Origin of the sequence: Streptomyces sp. NRRL S-920 (genome assembly GCF_000717945.1) — a bacterium.
Taxonomy (GTDB): Bacteria; Actinomycetota; Actinomycetes; order Streptomycetales; family Streptomycetaceae; genus Streptomyces; species Streptomyces alboniger.
The window spans coordinates 133,192-154,038 of the sequence record NZ_JODF01000004.1 but is presented as its reverse complement, the minus strand read 5'-3'; the positions used below and the strand labels follow the sequence as shown (position 1 = coordinate 154,038).

The following is a 20,847-nucleotide window of genomic DNA, read 5'->3' as shown; positions in this document are numbered from 1 at the left end:
CCGGCGCGCTCTCAGCGGGGCAGGAACTGCGGCCCCTGCGGAGGCAGCCGGAAGTTCGGGTCCGGCATCGGGGTCACCGGCTGCGGATAGCCGTACGAGGGCTGGGCGACCGGCGGCGGCCCGCCGATCGGCCGGGGCTGGGTGGGCGCCGCCGGAGGGTAGCCGTACGAGGGCTGGGGCGCGGGTTGCCGGGGCGGCTCGGGCGGGTAGCCGTACGCGGGCTGCGGGTGCGGCTGCGGGGCGGGCTGGGCCACCGACGGCTGCGGCTGCGCCATGGAGGGCTGTGCCATGACCGGCTGCGCCATGGACGGCTGCGCCATGGACGGCTGGGGCTGGGCCTGTGGCGCGGGCTGCTGGGGCGGCAGCGGGAAGGACGCCGAGGAAGGGGGCGCGGAGGGCTGTGGCGCGGGCTCGGGTGCCGCGGAATCCGTGTCGTCCACGGAGATCCCGAAGTCGGAGGCGAGCCCCTCCAGGCCGTTGGTGTACCCCTCGCCGAGCGCCCGGAACTTCCAGCCCTCGCCGCGGCGGTACAGCTCCCCGCAGATCAGCGCCGTCTCCTCGCCGGTCTGCGGAGTGATGTCGAAGTAGGCGAGCGGCTCACCGTCGGCGACCGCGGCGTCGTGGAGCAGGATCCGCAGCGACGGCACGTGCTCAAAGGCGACGCCCTCCGCCGACGCCACCAGGAGGACACGGTCCACCGCGCCCTCCATCCCGGCGAGATCTGTCTGGATCGTGTCGGTCAGGCCCTCGGCGACCCGCTTCTTGCCGAGCCGCCAGACCGTGCCGCCCGGATGGCGCGGCTGGTTGTAGAAGACGAAGTCCTCGTCCGAGCGGACCCGGCCGTCGCCGCCGAGGAGCAGCGCCGACGCGTCGACGTCGGGGACGCCCTGACCGGGGGTCCAGCGCAGCACGGCGCGGACCGCCGGGGCTTCCAGAGGGACGTTGGACCCCTTCAACATCGCGTGCGTCATGCGGTCATCCTGCCTTCCCCCGCATGGGCCGGACAACGCGGGGGGCGCAAGGTCCCGGCCGCGTCGGCAGGCCCCTGACCTGCGGGTGCTGCGAGCGTGCGACGGTTGTGTGGTGAGCGTGTGCGACATGGCCGGGTTACCTGAAGTTCATGCCCGGAGGGAACCCCCGGCACCCGTCTCTACGTACTATTACCGGCCACATCACAACGGCCCATGTCGATGAAACAGGCGATAACGGCGATAACGGCGACAACAGGGGAATCTCATGCGTCATTTCGGGCACGTCGCCCCAGAGGTGCGGCAGCGTCTCTTCCACCGGGAGCCGTGTGCCTTCACCGCGGACTCCCCGCCCCACCTGCTCGCGTCCGCCCTGGGGGCCACGCTCTACAGCCCGGCCACCCGCCCGCGCCTCGCCGACGACATCCTGAAGCAGGCCGGCCGCGGGGTGACCTCCATGGTGGTCTGCCTGGAGGATTCCATCGACGACTCCGAGGTGGCCGACGCCGAGGAGAACCTGGTCCGGCACTTCGCCGACCTGGCGGGACGGGGCGTGGAGCCCCCGCTGCTCTTCGTCCGGGTGCGGGCCGCCGAGCAGATCCCCGACCTGACCCGAAGGCTCGGGCCGGCCCTTCGGCTGTTGTCCGGATTCGTACTGCCCAAATTCACCGAGGAGCGGGGCGTCCCCTTCCTGGAGGCGATCGCGGCCGCGGAGGCGGAGGCGGAGGCGGGCGGCGCGACCGGCGGGCGGCGGCTCTTCGCCATGCCCGTCCTGGAGTCGCCCGAGCTGCTGCACCTGGAGAGCCGCGGTGAGACCCTCGCCGGGATCGCCCGCACCGTCGACAAGTACCGCGACCGGGTGCTCGCGCTGCGCCTGGGGGTCACCGACTTCTGCTCGGCGTACGGACTGCGCAGACCGCCGGACATGACCGCGTACGACGTGCAGATCGTCGCCTCCGTCATCGCGGACGTGGTGAACGTGCTGGGCAGGGCCGACGGCACGGGGTTCACCGTGACCGGGCCCGTATGGGAGTACTTCCGTGTCCAGGAGCGCATGTTCAAGCCGCAGCTGCGCCGCAGCCCCTTCCTGGAGGGCCGGGCCGAGGAACTGCGGCAGGCCCTGATCGAGCACGACATGGACGGTCTGCTCCGCGAGATCGAGCTGGACCGCGCCAACGGCCTGCTCGGCAAGACCTGCATCCACCCCTCGCACGTCCTGCCCGTGCACGCCCTGTCGGTCGTCAGCCACGAGGAGTTCAGCGACGCCGAGGACATCCTGCGCCCCGACCGGGGCGGCGGCGGGGTGCTGCGCTCCTCGTACACGAACAAGATGAACGAGGTGAAGCCGCACCGCGCCTGGGCCGAGCGGACGCTCAGGCGCGCCGAGGTCTTCGGCGTCGCCAGGGCCGACGTCGGCTTCGTGGAACTGCTCACCGCCGGGTTGCCCGGCTGATGAACGTAAGGAACATGACGTACGTGACACAAGACGCGGTGTGGTCGGGGAGCTGGGTCGCCGAGCGGCTCGGGGTCGGGCTCGACGGCGACGAGGCGCTGCCCGGCCTGCTCGGCCTCGCGCTGCGCCGCAACCCCAAGCGGGCGCACCTCCTGGTGTCGAACGTGCTCGGCAAGCACGTGCCGCAGCACCCCTCGGTCGTGTACGGGGTCGGGCACGACCTCGGCGTCCGGGTGCGGAACCTGCTCGGCGACGACGAGGCGCGGCGCGCCGTCGTACTCGGCTACGCGGAGACCGCGACCGGCCTCGGTCACGCGGTCGCCGACGGCGTCGGCCTCGCGACCTATCTGCACTCCACGCGCCGCCCCGTCGAGGGCGTCGAGCGCGCGGGCGGCTTCGAGGAAGCACACTCGCACGCCAGTTCGCATCTTCTGCTGCCCGAGGACCCGCGGCTGCTCGCCGGGGACGGCCCGCTGGTCCTCGTCGACGACGAGTTCTCCACCGGCAACACGGTCCTGAACACCATCCGCGCCCTGCACGAGCGCTTCCCGCGCGAGCGGTACGTGATCGTGGCGCTGGTCGACATGCGCTCGCCCGACGACCGCGGCCGACTGGCCGCCTTCGCCCGTGAGATCGGCGCCCGCGTGGACCTGATCGCCATGGCGTCCGGGACGGTACGGCTGCCCGACGGCGTCCTGGAGAAGGGGCAGCGCCTGGTCGCCGAGCACGACACGGACCCGGCCGCGGAGCCGCGCGGGGAGCGCGGGGAGCGCGGCACGGTCACGCGCGTCGAGCTGGGCTGGCCGGCCGGGGTACCCGACGGGGGACGGCACGGCTTCACGCCCGCGCACCGCGAGCGCTTGCGCGGCGCGCTCCCCGGGATGGCCGAGCGGATCGCGAAGGCCCTTCCCGAGGACGCGCGCCGCGTACTCGTCCTCGGGTTCGAGGAACTGATGTACGCACCGCTGGTGCTCGGCGTCGAGCTGGAACGGGAGCTGGGGCGGCGGACCGGCGCGGAGGTGCGGTACTCCACCACGACCCGCTCGCCCGTGCTCGCCGTGGACGACCCCGGTTACGCGATACGCACCCGCCTCGTCTTCCCCGCGCACGACGCGCCCGCCGACGGGGAGGGGCCCCGGTTCGCGTACAACGTCGCGGGCGGGGACTTCGACGCGGTCGTCGCCGTGGTGGACTCCGTGGCGGATACGCCCCAACTGCACGCCGCCGACGGCCTGTTGGCCCAGCTCTCCGCGCACGCCGGACAGGTGCTGCTGGCGATCGTGCCCTCATACGTCCCCCCGCGGGACGCCCCCGAAAGGCCCCCCATGCTTCCCGAGCCGCTCCGTGGCCCCGCCTTCTCCTCGTACGCGCCCGAAGACGTCGGCTGGCTGCTCCAGGACCTCTCCGACGTAACCCTCGAAGCACCCACCGAGGAGCGCGAGGAGGCGATACAGAGCGGGGGCGCGCACTACGCCGAGTCGCTGCCGGTCGAGTACCAGCCGAGCGAGCGGTACCAGGAACTGTTCCGCGCCGCGCTCGACACCTCCGCCGCCCGCATCGCCCAGGCCGTCGGCACGGTCACCGACATCGTCCTCGCCGAGAGGCCGCCGCGTCCCGTCCTGGTGTCCCTGGCCCGCGCCGGCACGCCCGTCGGCGTCCTGATGCGCCGCTGGGCCGCCCACCGGCACGGCCTCGACCTGCCGCACTACGCCGTGTCGATCGTGCGCGGCCGCGGCATCGACGCCAACGCCCTGCGCTGGCTCGCCGCCCACCACGACCCCGCCGACATCGTCTTCGTCGACGGCTGGACCGGCAAGGGCGCGATCACCCGTGAACTCGCCGACGCCGTCCGGGAGTTCGAGGAGAGCGGCGGCCCGGTGGGGTTCCGTCCGGAGATCGCGGTGCTGGCCGACCCCGGCTCGTGCGTACGCACCTACGGCACCCGCGAGGACTTCCTCATCCCCTCAGCGTGCCTCAACTCCACGGTGTCCGGGCTGATTTCGCGTACCGTGCTGCGCTCCGACCTGGTCGGCGCGGACGACTACCACGGCGCGAAGTTCTACCGCGAGCTGGCCGGCGCCGATGTGTCCGGCCACTTCGTCGACGCGGTCGCGGCCCGCTTCGACGAGGTCGCCGACGCGGTGGACGCCCAGGTCAAGGAGGCTCTGGGTGCCGACCGGGCCCCGACGTGGGAGGGCTGGGCCGCCGTGGAGCGGATCAGTGAGGAGTACGGGATCCACGACGTGAACCTCGTCAAACCCGGCGTCGGCGAGACTACGCGGGTGCTGCTGCGCCGCGTCCCCTGGAAGATTCTGGCCCGTGCCGGGGCGGGGGCGGACCTCGACCACATACGGCTGCTCGCCGAGCAGCGGGGCGTCCCCGTCGAGGAGGTCGGCGAACTGCCGTACAGCTGCGTCGGGTTGATCCACCCCAAGTACACGCGCGGCGCGACCGGCGCGGACGGCAAGGCGGTGGCTGCCCAGTGACCAGGCTCGTCGCCAGCGACCTCGACCGCACGCTCATCTACTCCGCCGCGGCCCTCGGCCTGACCATGCCCGACGCCGAGGCGCCGCGCCTGCTCTGCGTCGAGGTGTACCAGGGCCTGCCGCTGTCGTACGTCACCGAGGCCGCGGCGGGCCTCCTCGACGAGCTGGGGCGCGCCGCGGTCTTCGTACCGACCACGACACGCACCCGCGAGCAGTACGGACGAATCCGTCTGCCGGGCCCCGCACCGCAGTTCGCGATCTGCGCCAACGGCGGGCACCTGCTCGTCGACGGCGTCTCCGACCGCGACTGGCAGCGGCGGGTGGCCCGGCGCCTCGCCGACGAGTGCGCCTCGCTCGATGAGATCCGCGCCCACCTCCTGCGCACCGCCGACCCGGCCTGGCTGCTCAAGGAGCGCGTCGCCGAGGACCTCTTCGCGTATCTGGTCGTCGAGCGCTCGCTGCTGCCCGACGGCTGGGTGAAGGAACTCGGCGAGTGGGCGCGGGGGCGCGGCTGGACGGTCTCGCTCCAGGGGCGCAAGATCTACGCGGTTCCGCAGCCGCTCACCAAGAGCGCGGCGGTACGGGAGGTCGCGCGGCGCGTCGACGCGGAGGAGATCCTCACGGCGGGCGACTCGCTGCTCGACGCCGATCTGCTGCTCGCCGGGGACCGCGCCTGGCGCCCCGGGCACGGGGAGCTGGCCGACACCGGCTTCGCGGCGCCGGGCCTCACGGTGCTGGAGGAGCGGGGGATCGCGGCGGGGGAGGAGATTCTGCGGGCGTTCCTCACGGCGGGGGTCAGGCCCTAGCCTGTGCGTATGCCTCGATACGAATACCGGTGCCGGTCCTGTGGAGACACCTTCGAGCTGAGCCGGCCGATGGCCGAGTCCGGCGACCCCGCGATGTGCCCTGTCGGGCATGAGGACACGGTGAAGTTGCTGTCGACCGTGGCGGTCGGCGGGGCGGCGTCGGCTGCGCCTGCGCCTAGCGGGGGTGGCGGTTGCTGTGGTGGGGGTTGTTGCGGCTGAGGGTGAGGTCGTTCGCCGCGGGGGGTGGGGTTGAAGGGGCTCTGCGGAGGCGTGGCGGCTGGTCGCGCAGTTCCCCGCGCCCCTACGGGGCGCCCCGCTCCTCCCGGATCTGCGTGACCACGCCCGCCACCGTCGAGCGGACCGCCTCGGTCTCGGTCAGGAAGTGCCAGTAGTCGGGGTGGCGGCCCTCCAGGGAGGCCACCGCGCGGTCCAGGCGGGCCACCGAGTCGTCCAGCGGGCGGGCGTGGCGCGGCTCGGGGGTCTGGCGGCCCGCCATCGCGAGGCGCTGTGCGTCACGGATCGCGAAGCGGGTGCGTTCGATCTCCCGCTGCGGGTCCTTCGCGACGGCGTTGAGCCGCTGGAGGCGGTCACCGGCGGCGGATACGGCCTCGTCCGTGGAGTTGAGCAGCGCGCGGACCGTCGAGAGCAGCGAGGTGGCGTCCGGCCAGCGCTGTTCCTCGCGGGCCTGCTGGGCCTCTCTGAGCTTGGTCTCGGCCTGCCGGACGCTCTGCGCGGCCTCGTCGGGCACGCGCTGGAGGTCCTGCCAGCAGGCGAGGGTGAAGCGGCGCCGCAGCTCGCTCAGAATCGGGTCGACCTGACCGCTGCGCGTGGTCAGGGCCTGCGCGCGGGTGCGCAGCGAGACGAGGCGCCGGTCGATCTCGGCGGCCCGCTCGGGCAGCCGCTCGGCCTCGGCGCGCACGGCCTCGGCGTCGCGCAGGACGCGGTCGGCGCGTTGCAGGGTCTCCGGCACGCCGTGCCGGCCCGCGCCCTGGTTCAGCTTGGTCAGCTCCGGGCCGAGAGCGGCGAGGCGGGCGGCGAGGTCGTCGGCCCTCAGCCCGGCCGCTCGTACGGAATCGAGGGCGTTGCTCGCGGCGAGCAGCGTCCGGCGGGCGCGCTCGACGGCCGGGGCGAGGCGGGCGAGCTGGGTCTCCGCCTTGTCGAGCAGCGGTCCGAGCCCCTGCTGGAAGCGCTCCAGGTCCGCCTTGACCTTGCCCAACTCCTCCTTGGCCCGCGTCAGTTCGGTCCTGGCGTGGGCCGCGACCGACGCGTCGAGGTCGTCCCGGTCGAGGTCATGGGCGTCGACCGCGCTGATGTACTGGTGGCTGACCTCGTCGATGCGCTGCCCGAGCGCCTCGAAGTCGGTGACGGCGCGCTGGGCCGCGGGCGAGGAATCGACGGCGGTGATGGTCTCGATGGAGATCCGCAGATCGCGCTGGGCGGTGTCCAGTTCGTAGAAGGCGGCGGCAGCGGCGTCCTTGGCGGCCTGCGCCTCGGCACGCACGCTCTCGCCGCGGCCCCCGAACCACCGGCGCGTGCCGCCGCCCGCGAACGCGGCGGGCGCGGTGAGGGCGAGCAGCGGCAGGGGGAGGAGGACGAGGGCGAGGACGTCACGCAGGCCTTGGCCGGGCCGGCCGCGACGCGCGGTGCGGCGGGGCGCGCTCGTCCCACGGGGCGCGCCCGTTCCACGGGGTGCGCTCGTCCTACCGGCCACGCCTGCCGCCCGCGTCGCGTCTGCCGCGTCCGTGCTCCCGCTCCCCGCTGTGTCCGGTGTGTACGGCTGCCAAGGTGTCGCCGTCACTATCCCTCTCCCGTGCTGTCATCAGCCCTGCCCGGTGTCACATTCTCCCACCGGTTGGAGACGAACACACGGGCCGGTCGGTTCGCGGCGCCACACGGTGACTTCGCCGCCTTCGCCATGACCGTCACGGTCTTCGGCAACGGGTTTGCGAGGCACTACCTGCGGCAAGGTAGGCTGTCCACTCGTTCCCGGGCGCGTAGCTCAGGGGTAGAGCGCCTCCCTTACAAGGAGGATGTCGGCGGTTCGAAACCGTCCGCGCCCACCGGGTCTGACCAGCAGCGGAGCCCCTTGCCTTGATCGGTGAGGGGCTCCGCTGTGATCATTTAGGGGTTTCCTGGGAGTGCAGCTTCGCGACCTGGTCTGAAGGAGCGGGGCCACCAGCGGCGGGCCCCCGCCCCATGGGTCGGCGACGGGCGGCCGCAGTGGGGTGAGCGGCCTCCGCCGGCAGGGCGGCGGAAGGGGCGGACGTTGCTGTACGTGGTGCTCGGAGCCGTGGCGCTGCTGCTCGTCGTCGTGTCGGCGCTCGCCGTCGTGGTGGGCGGTGATGACACTGGGCCCTCGACTCCGCCGCCGCGTCAGGAAGAGACCGCGCCGAGTGTCTCGGGGCCCCGCGCCGATGTGGAGATCACCAAGTGCTCGGTACTGGAGGGGGTGCGCTGGCCCACCGCCGAGGTGCGTATCACCAACCACAGTTCCAAGAACTCGAACTACTGGGTCGATGTTGAATTTGTCGATGCCAAGGGTGAACGCGTCTCGGAGGGGGCTGCCGTCGCCAACAATCTGGCGCCGGACCAGGTGGCGAACGAGACCGCCACCGGTACGCGCGAGGCGTCCGGCAAGGTGACGTGCCGGATCACCGACGTGACGCGCTACGCGTCGCCGTAGACAGTCGCCGAGGGCATATAGCGTCCTCGTCAGCGGCCCGAGCCCGGATGGGTCCTGCGGTATCTGCGGTCCCAGCGCTCCTGGCGTTCCTTGCGGAGGCGGAAGTCGCGGTAGGTCTTGGGGTAGCCGCCGCCTCCGCCGCCGGTCGCGCCGCCGCCTCCTCCGGGGGCCGGGGCGTTCTTCGTGGGCGGGGTGCCGGGGATGTAGAAGCGGACCAGGTAGAAGACGAGTGCCGCCGCGGCCAGCCAGAGCAGGGGCTGGTCGAAGCCCAGGCCGATGAGGGCCAGGACGGCGACGACGATCAGGATGTTCATGGCTGCACCTCCGTGGCTCGTCAGGGCCGGCCCGGGGTTGCTAGGGGCGAGTCAACGCCCGCCCTCCCCGGCTGTCAATGGCTTGCGGGGGCACAGTCGTCCGGTGCTCCGGACCGTATCTCCGCCGTAAGGGGCGTGGAGTCCAGGGTGGTTACCCGAGTGCGTCCGGTGTGGGACAACAGGCCGCCGGACGTACGGAATTCCAGGTCGGCGATCCGTGGCGCCGTCGACCTCACCGGCGCCTTCACGCCCGCCTGGGCCAGGCCAGCCTTGCCCTGGTGACCGCGGTCGTCGCGCTCGCCGCGGGCACTGAACGCCGCGCCCGCTGACACGCCTCGGACGCCGGTGGCAAGCTTGAGGTATGTGCCGAAGCATCAAGACGCTGCGTCCCCCCGCCATCCCCGAGAAGGCCGGCGAGGAGGAGATCCGGGCCGCCGCGCTTCAGTACGTGCGCAAGGTCTCCGGGTTCCGGGCGCCCGCCGCGCACAACCGCGAGGTCTTCGAGCGGGCCGTCGACGCCGTCGCCGAGGCGACCGCGGAGCTGCTCGACCACCTTGAGGTGCGTGGCGCGCGCGCCACCTGAGCGCCCGTACCGGGGTGGGGCGCGTACGTCAGGCCGTCGCCCGGGGGTGGCGCACCAGGTACGCCGCCACCCCGCCCGCCGCGAACAGCGCGAGCAGCGAGACGCCCGTGGCCAGCCACGTCGCCCCGAGCCACTGGCCGCCGAGGTAGCCGAGCGCGACGCTGTAGCCCGCCCAGGCCAGGCCCGCCAGCGCCGACCACGGCAGGAACTCGCGCAGCTTGCGATGGGCCGCGCCCGCGCCGAGCGAGACGACCGAGCGGCCCGCCGGGGCGAAGCGCGCGATGACGACGAGGGCGCCGCCGCCCCGGGAGAGCGCCGCGCCCAGCCGTTCCTGGGCGGTGGTCAGCCGCCGGGAGCGGGCGATGGCGCGGTCCAGGCGTGCGCCGCCCCGCCAGGCCAGGCGGAAGGCGGCCATGTCGCCGAGCACGGACGCGGTGGCGGCGCTGAGGGTCAGCAGCAGGATGTCCGGGACGTTGTGCGGCACGCGCCCCGTGCCCGCGGCCGCCGCGGCGGTGGCCGACATGATGACGAGGACGCCGCTCGGCAGTACCGGGACGAAGACGTCGAAAAGGACGGACAGGGCCACGACCGCGTAGATCCATGGACTACCGGTCAGTGCCCCCACACTCTCTAGCACCGCAACTCCCCCGTGATTCCCCGATCGGCAGCGCGTTGCCGCTGTGTCGCGGGGTACGGCAGGGGCGGCCTGATGACAGCTGTACAGCGTACGCCGCGCGCCCAGCCGTAGATCAACGGGGGGCTTATGTCGTGCTCACACGACATTCACCCGGCTGCCGCCTCCGACGCGGCGTACGTCCCCTGAGTCCCGTACGAACGAGGAGGCAGAAGCCGGAACACGGGGGCCGTGGGACAGGAGTGGGCGATGGTGGCAGGAATGTGGGCCGGTGCCGTGGCGGCGGTGGTGCTGACCGCCGGTGGTGGCGCGACCGGCGACGGAGCGGATTGCCGCGAGGTGCGGGAGCGGGCGCGGTTCGCGCCGCCCACCGCCTTCATCCCCTCGCCCGCGGTGACGTACGACATGGGGCTGGTGCCCGCGGGCGCCTGGATCGAGGTCGCACAGCACACCGGCGAAGGCGGGACAACCGTGAAGTTGCGGGTCAAGGGCCTGAAGCCGGGACACGCGTACGGCGCCCACGTGCACCGGAAGCGGTGCGGCGCCGACCCGGAGGCCGCGGGCGGCCACTACCAGCACCGCGTGGACCCTGTGCAGCCGTCGAAGAACCCGGCCTATCTCAACCCCAGGAACGAGGTGTGGCTGGACTTCACCGCCAAGGCGGACGGCACCGGCTCGGCGCGTGCGCACCACCGCTGGGGTTTCAGGCCGGGCGAGGCCGCCTCCGTGGTCCTGCACCGCGAGCAGGGCGGCGCGGGCGACCGGCTCGCGTGCTTCACGGTGCCGTTCAAGCCGTAGGCGGTGCAGGCCGAGCCATAGGGGAGGGCTGCGGGGAGGAAAAAGGGCGGCGCCCCCCGTCCCGTACGTACGAGAGGGAGGGCGCCGCCGGATGCCGGGCGAGCGGTCAGGCCGCGACCTGCGCCCGCTCCGAGGCCTTGTCGCCCGCCCCCGCGCCGCGCGAGGCGAGGAGCCGGTCGAGGCCGAACGCGCCGGACCCGGTGAAGACGAGGAGCAGCATCGCCCAGCAGAAGATCGCCGAGGCCTCGCCGCCGTTCTCGATGGGCCACAGGGCCTCCGGCTGGTGGACCTTGAAGTAGGCGTAGGCCATCGAGCCGGACGCGATGAACGCGGCGGCGCGGGTGCCGAGGCCGAGCAGGACGAGGCCACCGCCGACGAGCTGGATCACGGCCGCGTACCAGCCGGGCCAGGTTCCGGCGTCGATGGTGCTGCCGTCGCCGCCCGCGCCGCCGAGGACTCCGAAGAGCGAGGCGGCACCGTGGCAGGCGAAGAGCAGCCCGATCACTATGCGGAACAGGCCGATGGCGTAGGGCTGGGCGGCGTTGAGACGGCCAGTCATGGTGGAGGACTCCTCCGGTTTGGGGACGGTAACCGAGCGGAGGCCCAAGATTAGGGGTACCTAATTAGTGCTTGCAAGTTCAACATCCGGTCAGTCCTCGGTTCCGTTTCCGTCGTCGACGGCCCCGCTGCGCTCCCGGCGGCCACGCGCAGCGCCGCCCGCGCCACCGCGTCGGCATCCGACAGCGTGACCGAGTCGACGCCCGGCCGGGCCCCCGCGGCCGTCACCCAGTGCACACCCTCCGTGGGCACGCCGAACGCGAACCGCCTAGGGTGCGCCCGGCCTTGACGGTCGATCAGGCGATACGGGCGCTGTGTTACGTCCAGGCCACCGGTTTCATAACCGTCGACGACATGGGGGCGGCACCCGCCGGTTTCGAGGAGCCGCCCGAGCAGGTCGTCCCCCGTGCGGCGCAGGTCCGGCTCGGGCAGCCGGGCCTCGATCAGCGTGGTGACGCGGACATCGGAACCCGGCACGTCAGGGGAGTGCGCGAGGAACGCCCCGCCTTCGAGGCGCACGGTCAGCCGCGGGCCGAGTACGTCGAGGACGCCCGCCTCGATCAGCGCGGCCATCTCCTCGATGCGCCGGCGCGGCGGGCCGATCGAGAGGAAGGCGTTGAGAGGGGTGTACCAGCGGTCGAGGTGGGTGCGGCGCGAGATGCCGGAGAGGCCGCCGTGGTCGACGATCCTGCGCAGTTCGTTGCGCAGGTCGCGCAGCACGTCGAGCGCGGCCTTCAGCGGGCCCGCGACATTGCCGAGCGCGGCCTGCGCGGCGTCCTCGCGCAGTTGGCCGAGGAGCCAGGCGCGGTGGGCGCGCGGGGAGGCGAGGGCGCGGGCGGGGTGCGGGCGCGAGAGGCGGTCCCAGGACCAGCGGTCGGCCTCCGCGATGCCCGACTCGTCGAGCAGCGCGGCCTCTTGGGGGCTCTGGTGGGCGGTGGCGAGAAACCTCTCCCGGAAGTCCTCCGGGCGGGCCCGGCGGCCGTCTCGCGCGGCGAGCAGCGCCGTGTAGTAGACCGTCTCCACCTCCTTCGCGACCAGTGGCCATATCTCGTCGAGGAAGTCGGGGGCGTCGCCGCTGTCCGCGCGCTTGCGGAAGCGGGCTATGACGTCGTCGGTGAGGACCGCGGGCTCGTGCCGTCCGTAGGGGCCCTTCGCGTTGTCCCCGCGCGCCTGGTAGGGGATGCCGCGCCGCGACCCCGCGTACAGCCGCGGCTCGTGGCCCGAGGGCTCGTAGCGCAGGGTGCCGTCCGGCCCGCGCAGGTACCGGCCGCCGCGGCCGCCGCTCAACAGCGCCATGTGGTCGAAGAAGTTGAGGCCGAGACCGCGCAGCAGCACGGGCTCGCCGGGGGCGATCGCCGTCAGGTCCAGGTCGGCGGGGTTGGCGGGCGGGAAGTGGCGCAGGCCGTACAGCGCGGCGTGCTCGGCAAGGCGCCGCTCCTCGCGGTCGGCGCGCGCCGGCAGATGTCCTTGCGCCAGGACAACGGCCGAAAGCCCGGACAGCTCAAGGCCGTTGTCCAGTACGAGGGTCTGCTGGCCGTCCGCCGTCTCGTCCAGCCGCAGGGCGCGCGCCGCGTGCACCCGTACGCGGACGGAGCCGGGCGCGGTGCGCACCACCTCGGCGAAGACCCACTCCAGATAGCGTCCGTAGCAGGCGCGGGTCGGGTAGTCGTCGGGGCCGAGCCCCGGCTCACGGCCGTCGGCCGCCCACTCGTACAGGCTCGGGCCGGGACGGACGGGCCCCGAGCAGTCGACGCTCTCGTCCGTGAAGAGGGTCACCTGCGAGGCGACGGTGTTCATCAGGAGCCCGCCCGGCTGCGCCGTCCGCCAGACGCGCCCGGCGCCCGGCGGCGCGGGGTCGACGACATGCACCGTCAGCCGGGCCCCGGGGGCGAGGAGTTCGCCCGCCGACGCGCAGAGCCGTTCGAGCACGCTGGTGCCGCGGGGGCCCGCGCCGACCAGGGCGAGGGCTGTCGCGTCCGGCACGGTCGGTCGCGACGCGGAGGGGCGCGGCGCGGGCAGAGATGCGGACAAAAGCGTGACTCCCGGGGCATAGAGAAGCGGGCCGCACGCCGGAAGCGGACGGTCCGCCTCATCATGCCGCCGGAACCCCGGATGCCGAACCCCGGCCGAAGGATCCGTACGCGGGTGTGGGGTGTGTCACGTCCGCCTACGTCGGACTCGGCTCCCGTCCGCCTACGACAGGCTCCGCTCCTCCGCCGTTTCCAGGCGTACGCCGCCGCGTACCGCCCTCGCCTGGTCGAGGCGGAGCCGGGCCGAACGGCCGCGCAGTGTGAGCGTCATGAGCTGGTTGCCGAACCAGGGGCCGCCCGTCCTGCGCCAGTCGATGCCCGCCTGGCTCACTCCGCCGTGGCGGGCGAAGCGGCGGCCGAGGGCGCGGCCCGCGCGGCTCCAGCCGAAGCGGAAGCCGAGCTGTATCGACCGGGGGATGGAGTTGTGGACGGGGGAGCAGGTCAGCTGGAGGACGCGGGCGGCGGGGCCGGTGCCGTCGGGCCAGCTCGGCTCGGCGACATAGGCGTGGTGGACGTCTCCGGAGAGCACGCACACCGTCGCCGGGGCGCCGTCGCCCGAACCCACCTCCGCGATCAGCTCGGTGAGCGCCTCGAAGGACGTCGGAAAGGCCGACCAGTGCTCCAGGTCCGAGCGTCTGCGCAGGTTCTCGCCGAAGCGGGCCCAGCGGGCGCCCCGTTCGCCGCGGCACAGCGCGGCGTTCCACCCCTCGGCGTCATGGATGAGGTGCGGCAGCAGCCACGGCAGCGATGTGCCGATGAGGAGGTGGTCGAAGCCGCCCGCCCCGTCGGCCATCTGCTCGCGCAGCCAGCGCGCCTCGGCCGGGTCGAGCATGGCGCGCTCCCCCTCCGCGAGGACGCGCGCCGCCCGGGTGTCGACCATCAACAGGCGTACGCGCCCGAAGTCCCGCCGGTAGCTCCAGCGCGCCGAGCCCGGGTCGGCGTCGGCCGTGGCGGCGAAGGCGCGCAGCGCGTCCGTGCCGTCGGGCGTGGCGCGCACGGCGGCGTAGACGGCGTCGGTCGCCAGCTCCCCGGGCGGCAGATTGCCCAGGTGCTGATGGACCCAGTACGACATCAGTCCGCTCAGGACCCGCTCGCGCCACCAGGGCGTGGCCCGCATCTCGGCGAGCCAGGCCGCGCTGGTGTTCCAGTCGTCGATGACGTCGTGGTCGTCGAAGATCATGCAGCTGGGCACGGTGGACAGCAGCCAGCGCACCTCGGGGTCGAGCCAGGACTCGTCATAGAGGTGCGTGTACTCCTCGTAGTCGGCGACCTGGGCGCCCGGGGGCTCCGAGAGGTCCCGGCGGGCCGCGAGCCAGCGCCGGGTCGCCTTCGAGGTCTGGTCCGCGTACACCTGGTCGCCCAGGAGCAGCAGCACGTCGGGGCGCGCGGCCGGGTCCGCGGCGATGCGGGCGGCGAGCGTGTCCAGGGCGTCGGGCCCCACGGGGTCGTCCTCGCCGGGCGGCGGCGCGGCCCAGCGGCAGGAGCCGAAGGTGACGCGCAGCTCGTCGGCGCCGTCCCCGGCGGGCGTGCGGATGGTGCTCGCGGGGAAGCGGGAGCCGGGCAGGGGCCAGACCGTGCCCGGCTCCCGCTCGCCGGCGCCGGTCCCGAGCCGCACCTCGTACGCCGTCTCGGTGCCCGGTGTCAGGCCCGTGACCGGGATCAGGGCGTAGTGGTGCCCGGCGATCTGGAAGGTGCGTGCCGAGCCGTGCGCGCCGTCCGCGCACCGCACCTCGGCGGTGCAGGGCCGGTCGGCCTCGACCCAGACCGTCGCCGTGCAGCCGTCGACGTACCTCAGCAGTGGACCGAGCCGCAGCCGTGCCACAGGTGATCACCCTCCTCCGTCGCCCCGTACGGTACGGAACGACGGAGGCGGGCGGGGCGGTTCCGGCAGGCGCGTACGGCGTACGGCGTGCCGGTGGTCAGCAGCCGCTGAGGACCGAGGTCAGCGCGCTCCTCTCCTCGGCGTTCACCGTGAGCTTGTAGTGGTGCTTCACGTCCACCCACATCCGGGCGTAGAAGCAGTGGTAGGAGCCGGTGGGCGGCATCCACTCGGCGGGGTCCTTGTCGCCCTTGGCCTGGTTGACGTTGTCGGTGACGGCGATCAGCTGGGGCTGGGCGAGGTCGTTGGCGAAGCCTTGGCGCTGCGCGGTGGTCCAGCCGCTCGCGCCGGACCGCCAGGCCTCGGAGAGCGGCACGACGTGGTCGATGTCGACGTCGGACGCGGCCGTCCAAGTGCCGCCGTCGTAGGGGGACTTCCACGTTCCGGAGACGGCCGCGCAGCTGGCGTCCTGCTGGACGTTCGTGCCGTCGCGCTTGAGGACGACCTCGCGGGTGTTGCAGGCGCCGGACTGGGTGCTCCAGTGCGGGAACTTGTCGCGGCTGTAGCCGTCGGACGAGCCCTCGGCCCTGACGGTGAGGTCGCCGAGGTAGGTGCGGGCGGTGGCGGCGTCGACCGGGGCCGGGGGAGCGGCCTGGGCGGGGGTGCCGGTGGTGAGGACGGCCGCGCAGGCCAGCAGGGCGGCGCCGCCGAGGGCGGCGAGGCGGCGCCGCGGGGCCGTGTGGTGACGCGCGTAGACAGCGGACATGAGAACTCCCTTGGAGTGGGGGGAAGTTGACCGGTGGGGCGGTCAGGCTCGGGTGGTGGGGTTGCGGGTGGATGTGCGTCTGATGACAGGGTCGCGTCAATGAGGTGCACAATTCAATAGTTCTGGCGCGGCGTCAGGCGCATTGAGCGGGGCGGCAGTTGCTTCCGAGTGATCCACGTCACTCCGGCGCGGGCCGAAAGTCCCTGGCCGCGGGCCGTGCGCCGTCCCGTACGATGGGCGGCGCAGAAGGGGAGTAGCTCTTCGCCGGACCGTCGACATACTGCTCAGCTCGTCTGAGCCGGCGCCCGGAGGCAGGCCCTGTGGGGCAGGCCAGCGAGACCTTCGGCAAGCAGTGACCCGACGCGTACGCCCGTACGCGTCCGTGTGCGCTGCCATGCCGAGGTGTCGTGCGCGAAGCGGTGGAACACTCTCGGTGGGGCGGCCCCGACCGATTGAGGAACCCTTGATCAGCATCAGTGTGATGGCGCTCGTCTTCGGCGTCGTCTTCCTTGCCGAGCTGCCGGACAAGACGGCCCTGGCCGGACTCGTGCTCGGCACGCGCTACCGCGCCTCGTACGTCTTCGTGGGCGTCGCGGCGGCCTTCGCCGTCCATGTGGTGCTCGCCGTCGCGGCGGGCAGCGTCCTGACCCTGCTGCCGCAGCAACTGGTCCACGCGCTGACCGGTGTCCTCTTCCTCGGCGGCGCCGCGATGCTGCTCCTGAAGGGCGGCGGCGAGGAGGAAGAGGTCAGGCAGCCCGAGGACCAGAGCTTCTGGAAGGTCTCGGGGGCGGGCTTCATGCTCATCCTGGTCGCCGAGTTCGGCGATCTGACGCAGATCATGACGGCGAACCTGGCCGCCCGCTACGACGACCCGCTCTCCGTCGGCCTCGGCGCCGTGCTCGCGCTGTGGGCGGTCGCCGGGCTCGGCATCGTCGGCGGGAAGGCGTTGATGAAGAGGGTTCCGCTGGCGCTCATCACGAAGATCGCGGCGCTGCTGATGCTGGGGCTCGGGGTGTGGAGCCTCTACGAGGCGATTGCGTGACGTCAGTCCTTTTTGGCGGGCTTGACCGGTCTGACCTGCGGCGTTGGCTTTTGGCGCCCTCGTTTTGTACCGTGCAGGAACAAAGTGGCTCCGCCCGTACTCCCTGACCGGCGGGCGGGGCCGCCTTGATCTTCCCGTCGCGGGACCTTCCTCCGTGGCGGGTTTTTCCTCTGCGCTCTGGAGTACGTCGATGACGGCCACGACCGCCGACTCTGTTCTGACCGCCCGAGCCGTCCTCCTCGACATGGACGGCACCCTCGTGAACTCGGACGCCGTCGTGGAGCGCTGCTGGCGGCGGTGGGCCGACCGGCACGGGCTCGACTTCGACGAGGTCATCAAGGTCGTCCACGGACGCCAGGGGTACGCGTCCATGGCGGTGCTGCTGCCGGAGCGGCCGATGGCGGAGAACTACGCGGAGAACCGCGAGATGCTCGCCGCGGAGACCGCCGACATGGACGGCGTCGTACCGATACCCGGCGCGCCCGCCTTCATGGCAGCGCTCGCCGGACTCGGGATGCCGCACGCGCTCGTGACGTCCGCCGATGTGCCGCTGTCCACCGGGCGGATGGCCGCGGCGGGGCTCGGCCTGCCGGATGTGCGGGTGACCGCCGAGAGCGTCGGCGCGAGCAAGCCGGACCCCGAGGGGTTCCTCAAGGGGGCGGCGGAACTGGGCTTCGCCCCGGCGGACTGCCTGGTCTTCGAGGACTCGGAGGCGGGCATCCTCGCCGGCCGGGCGGCCGGTATGCGCGTGGTGGGCGTCGGCGCGCGGGCCGCCGCCCTGGGGCCGACCGTGCACGTCGACGATCTGACGGGGGTACGGATCGCCGATGCGGGGGGCGGGGAGTTCCGACTGACGTTCGCCTGAGGGTTGGCTGACGGCGGGGTGGGGTTCGGCTCGGGCCTGGTTGGGGCGCGGCTGGCGCCTGGCTGGGCGGGCGGGGTCGGTTGGCGCCGGGCTGGGGCTCGGCAGGTTCGGTTCCTGGCTCTGGTTCTGCTGGTTTGGCCGGCGCATGGCTGAGGCGGGCCGAGTTCGGCTGGCGCCTGGCTGGGCGGGCGGGGTCGGTTGGCGCCTGGCTGGGGCTCGGTCGAGGGTCGGTGTCTGGCTGAGGTTCTGCCGGTGCCTGGCTGGGACTCCGCCGGTTCGGGCGGTGCTCGGCTGAACCCGGCCGAGGTGGTGTGACTGGGCTGCCCCGGCGCAGGTACTGCCGGGGCGCATGTTCGTACCGGCGTGGGCGCCGGACACCGGTGGTACCGCTCACGCTCACCGGGGCTCAGTCCCGGCGTATCCGTTCCGCCACCGCGGCGCCGCGTCCCGCGCTGTGCGCGGTGGCCCACCCGTGCCTGCCGTGGGGCAGGCACCGCCGCGGCTCAGTCCTGGCGGCGCCGCAACCGTGCCGCCGCTACGGCCCCGCACACCGCGCCCACCGCCAGCACGATCAGGCCCCTCGCCCACACCTCGCCCTCGATCTGGGTCGCGAGCGCGACGCAGGACGCCGCGCCGAGGACCGGCACCGCCGTCGGCGCCCGGAAGTGGTCCCGGGCGGGCGTGTCGCGGCGCAGGACCAGGGCCGCCGTGTTGACGAGGAAGAAGACCACCAGCAGGAGCAGGACCAGCGTCGAGGCGAGCGTGGCCACGTCGCCGGTCAGCGCGAGCAGCAGCGACAGTGCCGTCGTGGCGGCGATCGAGGCCCACGGCGTGCGGCGCCCCGGCAGCACCTTCGTCAGGAACCCCGGCAGCAGGCCCTCCCGCGCCATGCCGTAGGCGAGGCGCGACGACATGATGCCGGTGAGCAGCGCGCCGTTGGCGACCGCCACCAGCGCGACGGCGCTGAACAGCTCCGTGGGGACACCGCCCGCCTCCCGCACCACTTCGAGCAGCGGCCCGCTGGACCCGGCCAGCGTCCCGGTCGGCACGGCCGCCGCCGCGGCGGCCCCCACCAGCGCGTACACCGCTCCCGCCGTCACCAGGGCGCCGAAGAGCGCCCGCGGGTAGGAGCGGCGCGGGTCGCGGGTCTCCTCGGCCACGTTCACGGACGTCTCGAAGCCGACGAACGAGTAGTAGGCGAGCACCGCACCGCTCAGCACGGCCGCCGCGGGCCCGTGGCTGTCGGTGCCCAGCTCCGTCAGCCGCCCCAGGTCGCCGTCCCCGCGCAGCACGATCCACAGGCCGAGCCCGATCACGAGCAGCAGGCCGCTCACCTCGACGACCGTGGCGACCGCGTTGGCTCGCGTCGACTCCCTGATGCCGCGCGCGTTCAGCAGCGCGAGGGCGGCGAGGAAGACGATGACGACCAGGACCACCGGGAGCGTGACGAACTCGGTGAGGTAGTCACCGGCGAAGCCGCGCGCCAGCGCCGCGACCGACACGATGCCCGCGGCGAGCATGCAGAACCCGGCGAGGAACCCCGCGAAGGGCCCGTACGCCAGGGTCGCGTAGTGGGACGCGCCGCCCGCGCGCGGGTACTTCGTCACCAGTTCGGCGTACGAGGCGGCCGTCAGCAGCGCCAGGCAGAGCGCCACGACCAGCGGCACCCATACGGCGCCTCCGGAGTCGGCCGCGACCTGGCCCACCAGGACGTACACGCCCGCGCCCAGGACGTCTCCGAGAATGAAGAAGTACAGGAGCGGGGTGGTCAGGGCCTTCTTGAGCGCCGTGGGGCCGGCTGCTGCCTGCGGGGTGGTGCGGTGATCGTTCACGCAGAGCCGTATACCCGGTGCGGCGCCCCCGACCACGGGACTTACGGCTCCTTGGTCTCCGACTCCAGGCTGCGTCGCGTCTGGCGGCCGTACGCGCCCGGGGGGTCGGAGGTCAGTCCGCGCGCCCACTGGTAGCGCAGGACCGCGGCGGTCACGGCACGGCTGTACGTGCCGTCCCGCTCGCCCGCGTAGAGGTGGAGCTGGGCCAGGCGGCCCTGGAGTTCCGCGACCGCGGGGCCCTCGTCGCCCTCGCGGAGGACCGCGGGGGCGGACGGTTCGCGGGTCGCGGGGGGCGACTTCGGGCCCACCGAGCCCGTGGCGCGTGCCGTCGACGGCGGTGGGGACGGTGACGGCGGCGAAGGCGAGGGCGACGGCGGGGCTGTCGAGCGGGTGGGCGCGGGCGGGGCGGCGGCGCGGCGGGGTGCGGTGGCGGGGGTGCGGGCGGCGGAGGCGGATGGTTTCGCCGTGGGCGGTGCGGGTTCCGCGGGGCCTGCGGAGACGGACGCGGGGGCTCCGCCCGGCAGCGCCCGGTCCCGCTCCGGCCGGTCGGCGGCGGAGGAGAACAGGCCGGAGGCGAACACGACTCCGCCGACGACGACAGCGAGGGCGCCGGCCCCACCACCGAGCAGGAGATACCGGCGCGTACGGGCCCGTCGTGTGTGTGGGGCGGGGGCGTAGGAGGCGGTGCCGTCCGCCACGCGGTCGGGTGGGGTCATCACGCCTGCCGCGGTGGCCTGGCCGAGCCGCCGCCGCGGGTGTGGGGTGGGGGCTTCCCTGGTGGTGCCGTCCGCCGCTTGGTCCGGCGGGGTCTCCGTCCCCGCCACGGCGGCCTGGCCGGGCCAATGCCGCGCGTGTGGGGTGCGGGCTTCCCCGGTGGTGCCGTCCGCCGCCCGATCCGGCGGGACCTTCGCCCCTGCCGCAGCGGCCTGGCCGGGTCGGTGCCGCGTGTGCGGGGCGAGGGGTTCCTTGGTGGTGCCGTCCAGCGCCCGGTCCGGCGGGGCCTTCGCCCCTGTCACACCGTCCCCGCCGGACCGGCGTGGACCGGCGGCGCTGTCCGGCACCGCGAGCGGCGGAGCCGGCATCGCGTCGCCGTCCGGGCGGGGGTCGGCCAACGCGGAGGCAGGGCGGGGATCAGATGGCGTGGAGGCCGGGCGGGGGCCCGCCTCCGCTGAGGCCGGGCGGGGGTCAGATGGCGCGCAGGCCGGCCAAG

At 73.6% G+C, this 20,847-nt stretch carries 19 protein-coding genes and 1 tRNA gene; 10 read left to right on the top strand and 10 right to left on the bottom strand.

All coding sequences use genetic code 11. The features are described from left to right. Positions 1–11: 11 nt before the first annotated feature. Complete coding sequence (locus tag IG54_RS0105255; protein ID WP_030777881.1) at positions 12–971, bottom strand: TerD family protein; 960 nt, start codon at positions 969–971, stop codon at positions 12–14. Positions 972–1,236: 265 nt separating this feature from the next. Here IG54_RS0105255 and IG54_RS0105250 point away from each other — a divergent pair, with 265 nt between their 5' ends. From IG54_RS0105250 to IG54_RS39940, 4 genes are read left to right on the top strand one after another with little or no spacing between them, the layout of a single operon-like run. Next, entirely contained in the window at positions 1,237–2,421 is a 1,185-nt protein-coding gene (locus IG54_RS0105250; RefSeq protein ID WP_030777878.1) for an HpcH/HpaI aldolase/citrate lyase family protein, read from the top strand. Positions 2,422–2,435: 14 nt separating this feature from the next. Continuing rightward, positions 2,436–4,907, top strand: a complete 2,472-nt coding sequence (locus IG54_RS0105245) for a phosphoribosyltransferase (RefSeq protein ID WP_030777876.1) — start codon at positions 2,436–2,438, stop codon at positions 4,905–4,907. Next, positions 4,904–5,713 carry a hypothetical protein gene (locus IG54_RS0105240; RefSeq protein WP_030777874.1) on the top strand — a complete coding sequence of 270 codons (810 nt, stop codon included), beginning with the start codon at positions 4,904–4,906 and terminating at the stop codon, positions 5,711–5,713. The genes IG54_RS0105245 and IG54_RS0105240 overlap by 4 nt, the downstream gene beginning before the upstream one ends. Before the next feature lie 9 nt (positions 5,714–5,722). Then, positions 5,723–5,932: an FmdB family zinc ribbon protein gene (locus tag IG54_RS39940; protein WP_030777871.1), complete on the top strand. Its 210-nt coding sequence runs from the start codon at positions 5,723–5,725 to the stop codon at positions 5,930–5,932. An 82-nt stretch (positions 5,933–6,014) separates the two neighbouring features. Here the strand turns inward: IG54_RS39940 and IG54_RS0105230 are convergent, their stop codons facing one another. Continuing rightward, entirely contained in the window at positions 6,015–7,511 is a 1,497-nt protein-coding gene (locus IG54_RS0105230; protein WP_420712225.1) for a hypothetical protein, read from the bottom strand. 190 nt (positions 7,512–7,701) lie between these two features. On the opposite strand from IG54_RS0105230, the gene IG54_RS0105225 reads away from it, so the two are divergent. Together IG54_RS0105225 and IG54_RS39120 are read left to right on the top strand one after the other, a co-directional pair. Next, positions 7,702–7,773 (top strand) — tRNA-Val (locus IG54_RS0105225). Positions 7,774–7,979: 206 nt separating this feature from the next. Continuing rightward, positions 7,980–8,396 carry a hypothetical protein gene (locus tag IG54_RS39120; RefSeq protein ID WP_051819280.1) on the top strand — a complete coding sequence of 139 codons (417 nt, stop codon included), beginning with the start codon at positions 7,980–7,982 and terminating at the stop codon, positions 8,394–8,396. A 29-nt stretch (positions 8,397–8,425) separates the two neighbouring features. Here the strand turns inward: IG54_RS39120 and IG54_RS0105215 are convergent, their stop codons facing one another. Next, a complete protein-coding gene (locus IG54_RS0105215; RefSeq protein ID WP_030777866.1) occupies positions 8,426–8,710 on the bottom strand; it encodes a hypothetical protein in 285 nt (94 codons plus the stop codon). Positions 8,711–9,071: 361 nt separating this feature from the next. Between IG54_RS0105215 and IG54_RS0105210 the strand changes: the two genes are divergently transcribed. Beyond that, positions 9,072–9,293, top strand: coding sequence for a DUF2277 domain-containing protein (locus IG54_RS0105210; RefSeq protein ID WP_030777864.1), 222 nt, complete (start codon positions 9,072–9,074; stop codon positions 9,291–9,293). Positions 9,294–9,321: 28 nt separating this feature from the next. Here IG54_RS0105210 and IG54_RS0105205 read toward each other — a convergent pair whose 3' ends face one another. Further along, the gene (locus IG54_RS0105205) at positions 9,322–9,930 is read right to left on the bottom strand and encodes a DedA family protein (RefSeq protein ID WP_030777862.1); all 609 of its coding nucleotides are present in this window, start codon (positions 9,928–9,930) and stop codon (positions 9,322–9,324) included. 246 nt (positions 9,931–10,176) lie between these two features. On the opposite strand from IG54_RS0105205, the gene IG54_RS0105200 reads away from it, so the two are divergent. Continuing rightward, positions 10,177–10,725, top strand: coding sequence for a superoxide dismutase family protein (locus IG54_RS0105200; RefSeq protein WP_030777859.1), 549 nt, complete (start codon positions 10,177–10,179; stop codon positions 10,723–10,725). Between the two features lie 106 nt (positions 10,726–10,831). On the opposite strand, the gene IG54_RS0105190 is transcribed toward IG54_RS0105200, so the two are convergent. From IG54_RS0105190 to IG54_RS0105175, 4 genes are all read right to left on the bottom strand, one after another. Further along, the gene (locus IG54_RS0105190) at positions 10,832–11,284 is read right to left on the bottom strand and encodes a DoxX family protein (RefSeq protein ID WP_030777856.1); all 453 of its coding nucleotides are present in this window, start codon (positions 11,282–11,284) and stop codon (positions 10,832–10,834) included. Between the two features lie 50 nt (positions 11,285–11,334). Then, positions 11,335–13,266, bottom strand: a complete 1,932-nt coding sequence (locus IG54_RS0105185) for an FAD/NAD(P)-binding protein (RefSeq protein ID WP_037896398.1) — start codon at positions 13,264–13,266, stop codon at positions 11,335–11,337. Positions 13,267–13,476: 210 nt separating this feature from the next. Beyond that, positions 13,477–15,135: an alkaline phosphatase D family protein gene (locus tag IG54_RS0105180; protein ID WP_030777846.1), complete on the bottom strand. Its 1,659-nt coding sequence runs from the start codon at positions 15,133–15,135 to the stop codon at positions 13,477–13,479. A gap of 97 nt (positions 15,136–15,232) precedes the next feature. Beyond that, entirely contained in the window at positions 15,233–15,898 is a 666-nt protein-coding gene (locus tag IG54_RS0105175; protein ID WP_030777844.1) for an HNH endonuclease family protein, read from the bottom strand. A 463-nt stretch (positions 15,899–16,361) separates the two neighbouring features. Here IG54_RS0105175 and IG54_RS0105170 point away from each other — a divergent pair, with 463 nt between their 5' ends. Then, positions 16,362–16,940, top strand: a complete 579-nt coding sequence (locus IG54_RS0105170; RefSeq protein ID WP_030777842.1) for a TMEM165/GDT1 family protein — start codon at positions 16,362–16,364, stop codon at positions 16,938–16,940. A gap of 190 nt (positions 16,941–17,130) precedes the next feature. Further along, a complete protein-coding gene (locus IG54_RS0105165) occupies positions 17,131–17,805 on the top strand; it encodes an HAD-IA family hydrolase (protein ID WP_030777840.1) in 675 nt (224 codons plus the stop codon). Positions 17,806–18,308: 503 nt separating this feature from the next. Here the strand turns inward: IG54_RS0105165 and IG54_RS0105160 are convergent. Next, complete coding sequence (locus IG54_RS0105160; protein ID WP_030777838.1) at positions 18,309–19,637, bottom strand: APC family permease; 1,329 nt, start codon at positions 19,635–19,637, stop codon at positions 18,309–18,311. 41 nt (positions 19,638–19,678) lie between these two features. Next, a complete protein-coding gene (locus IG54_RS43435; RefSeq protein ID WP_158708826.1) occupies positions 19,679–20,719 on the bottom strand; it encodes a peptidoglycan-binding protein in 1,041 nt (346 codons plus the stop codon). Between the last annotated feature and the right edge of the window lie 128 nt (positions 20,720–20,847).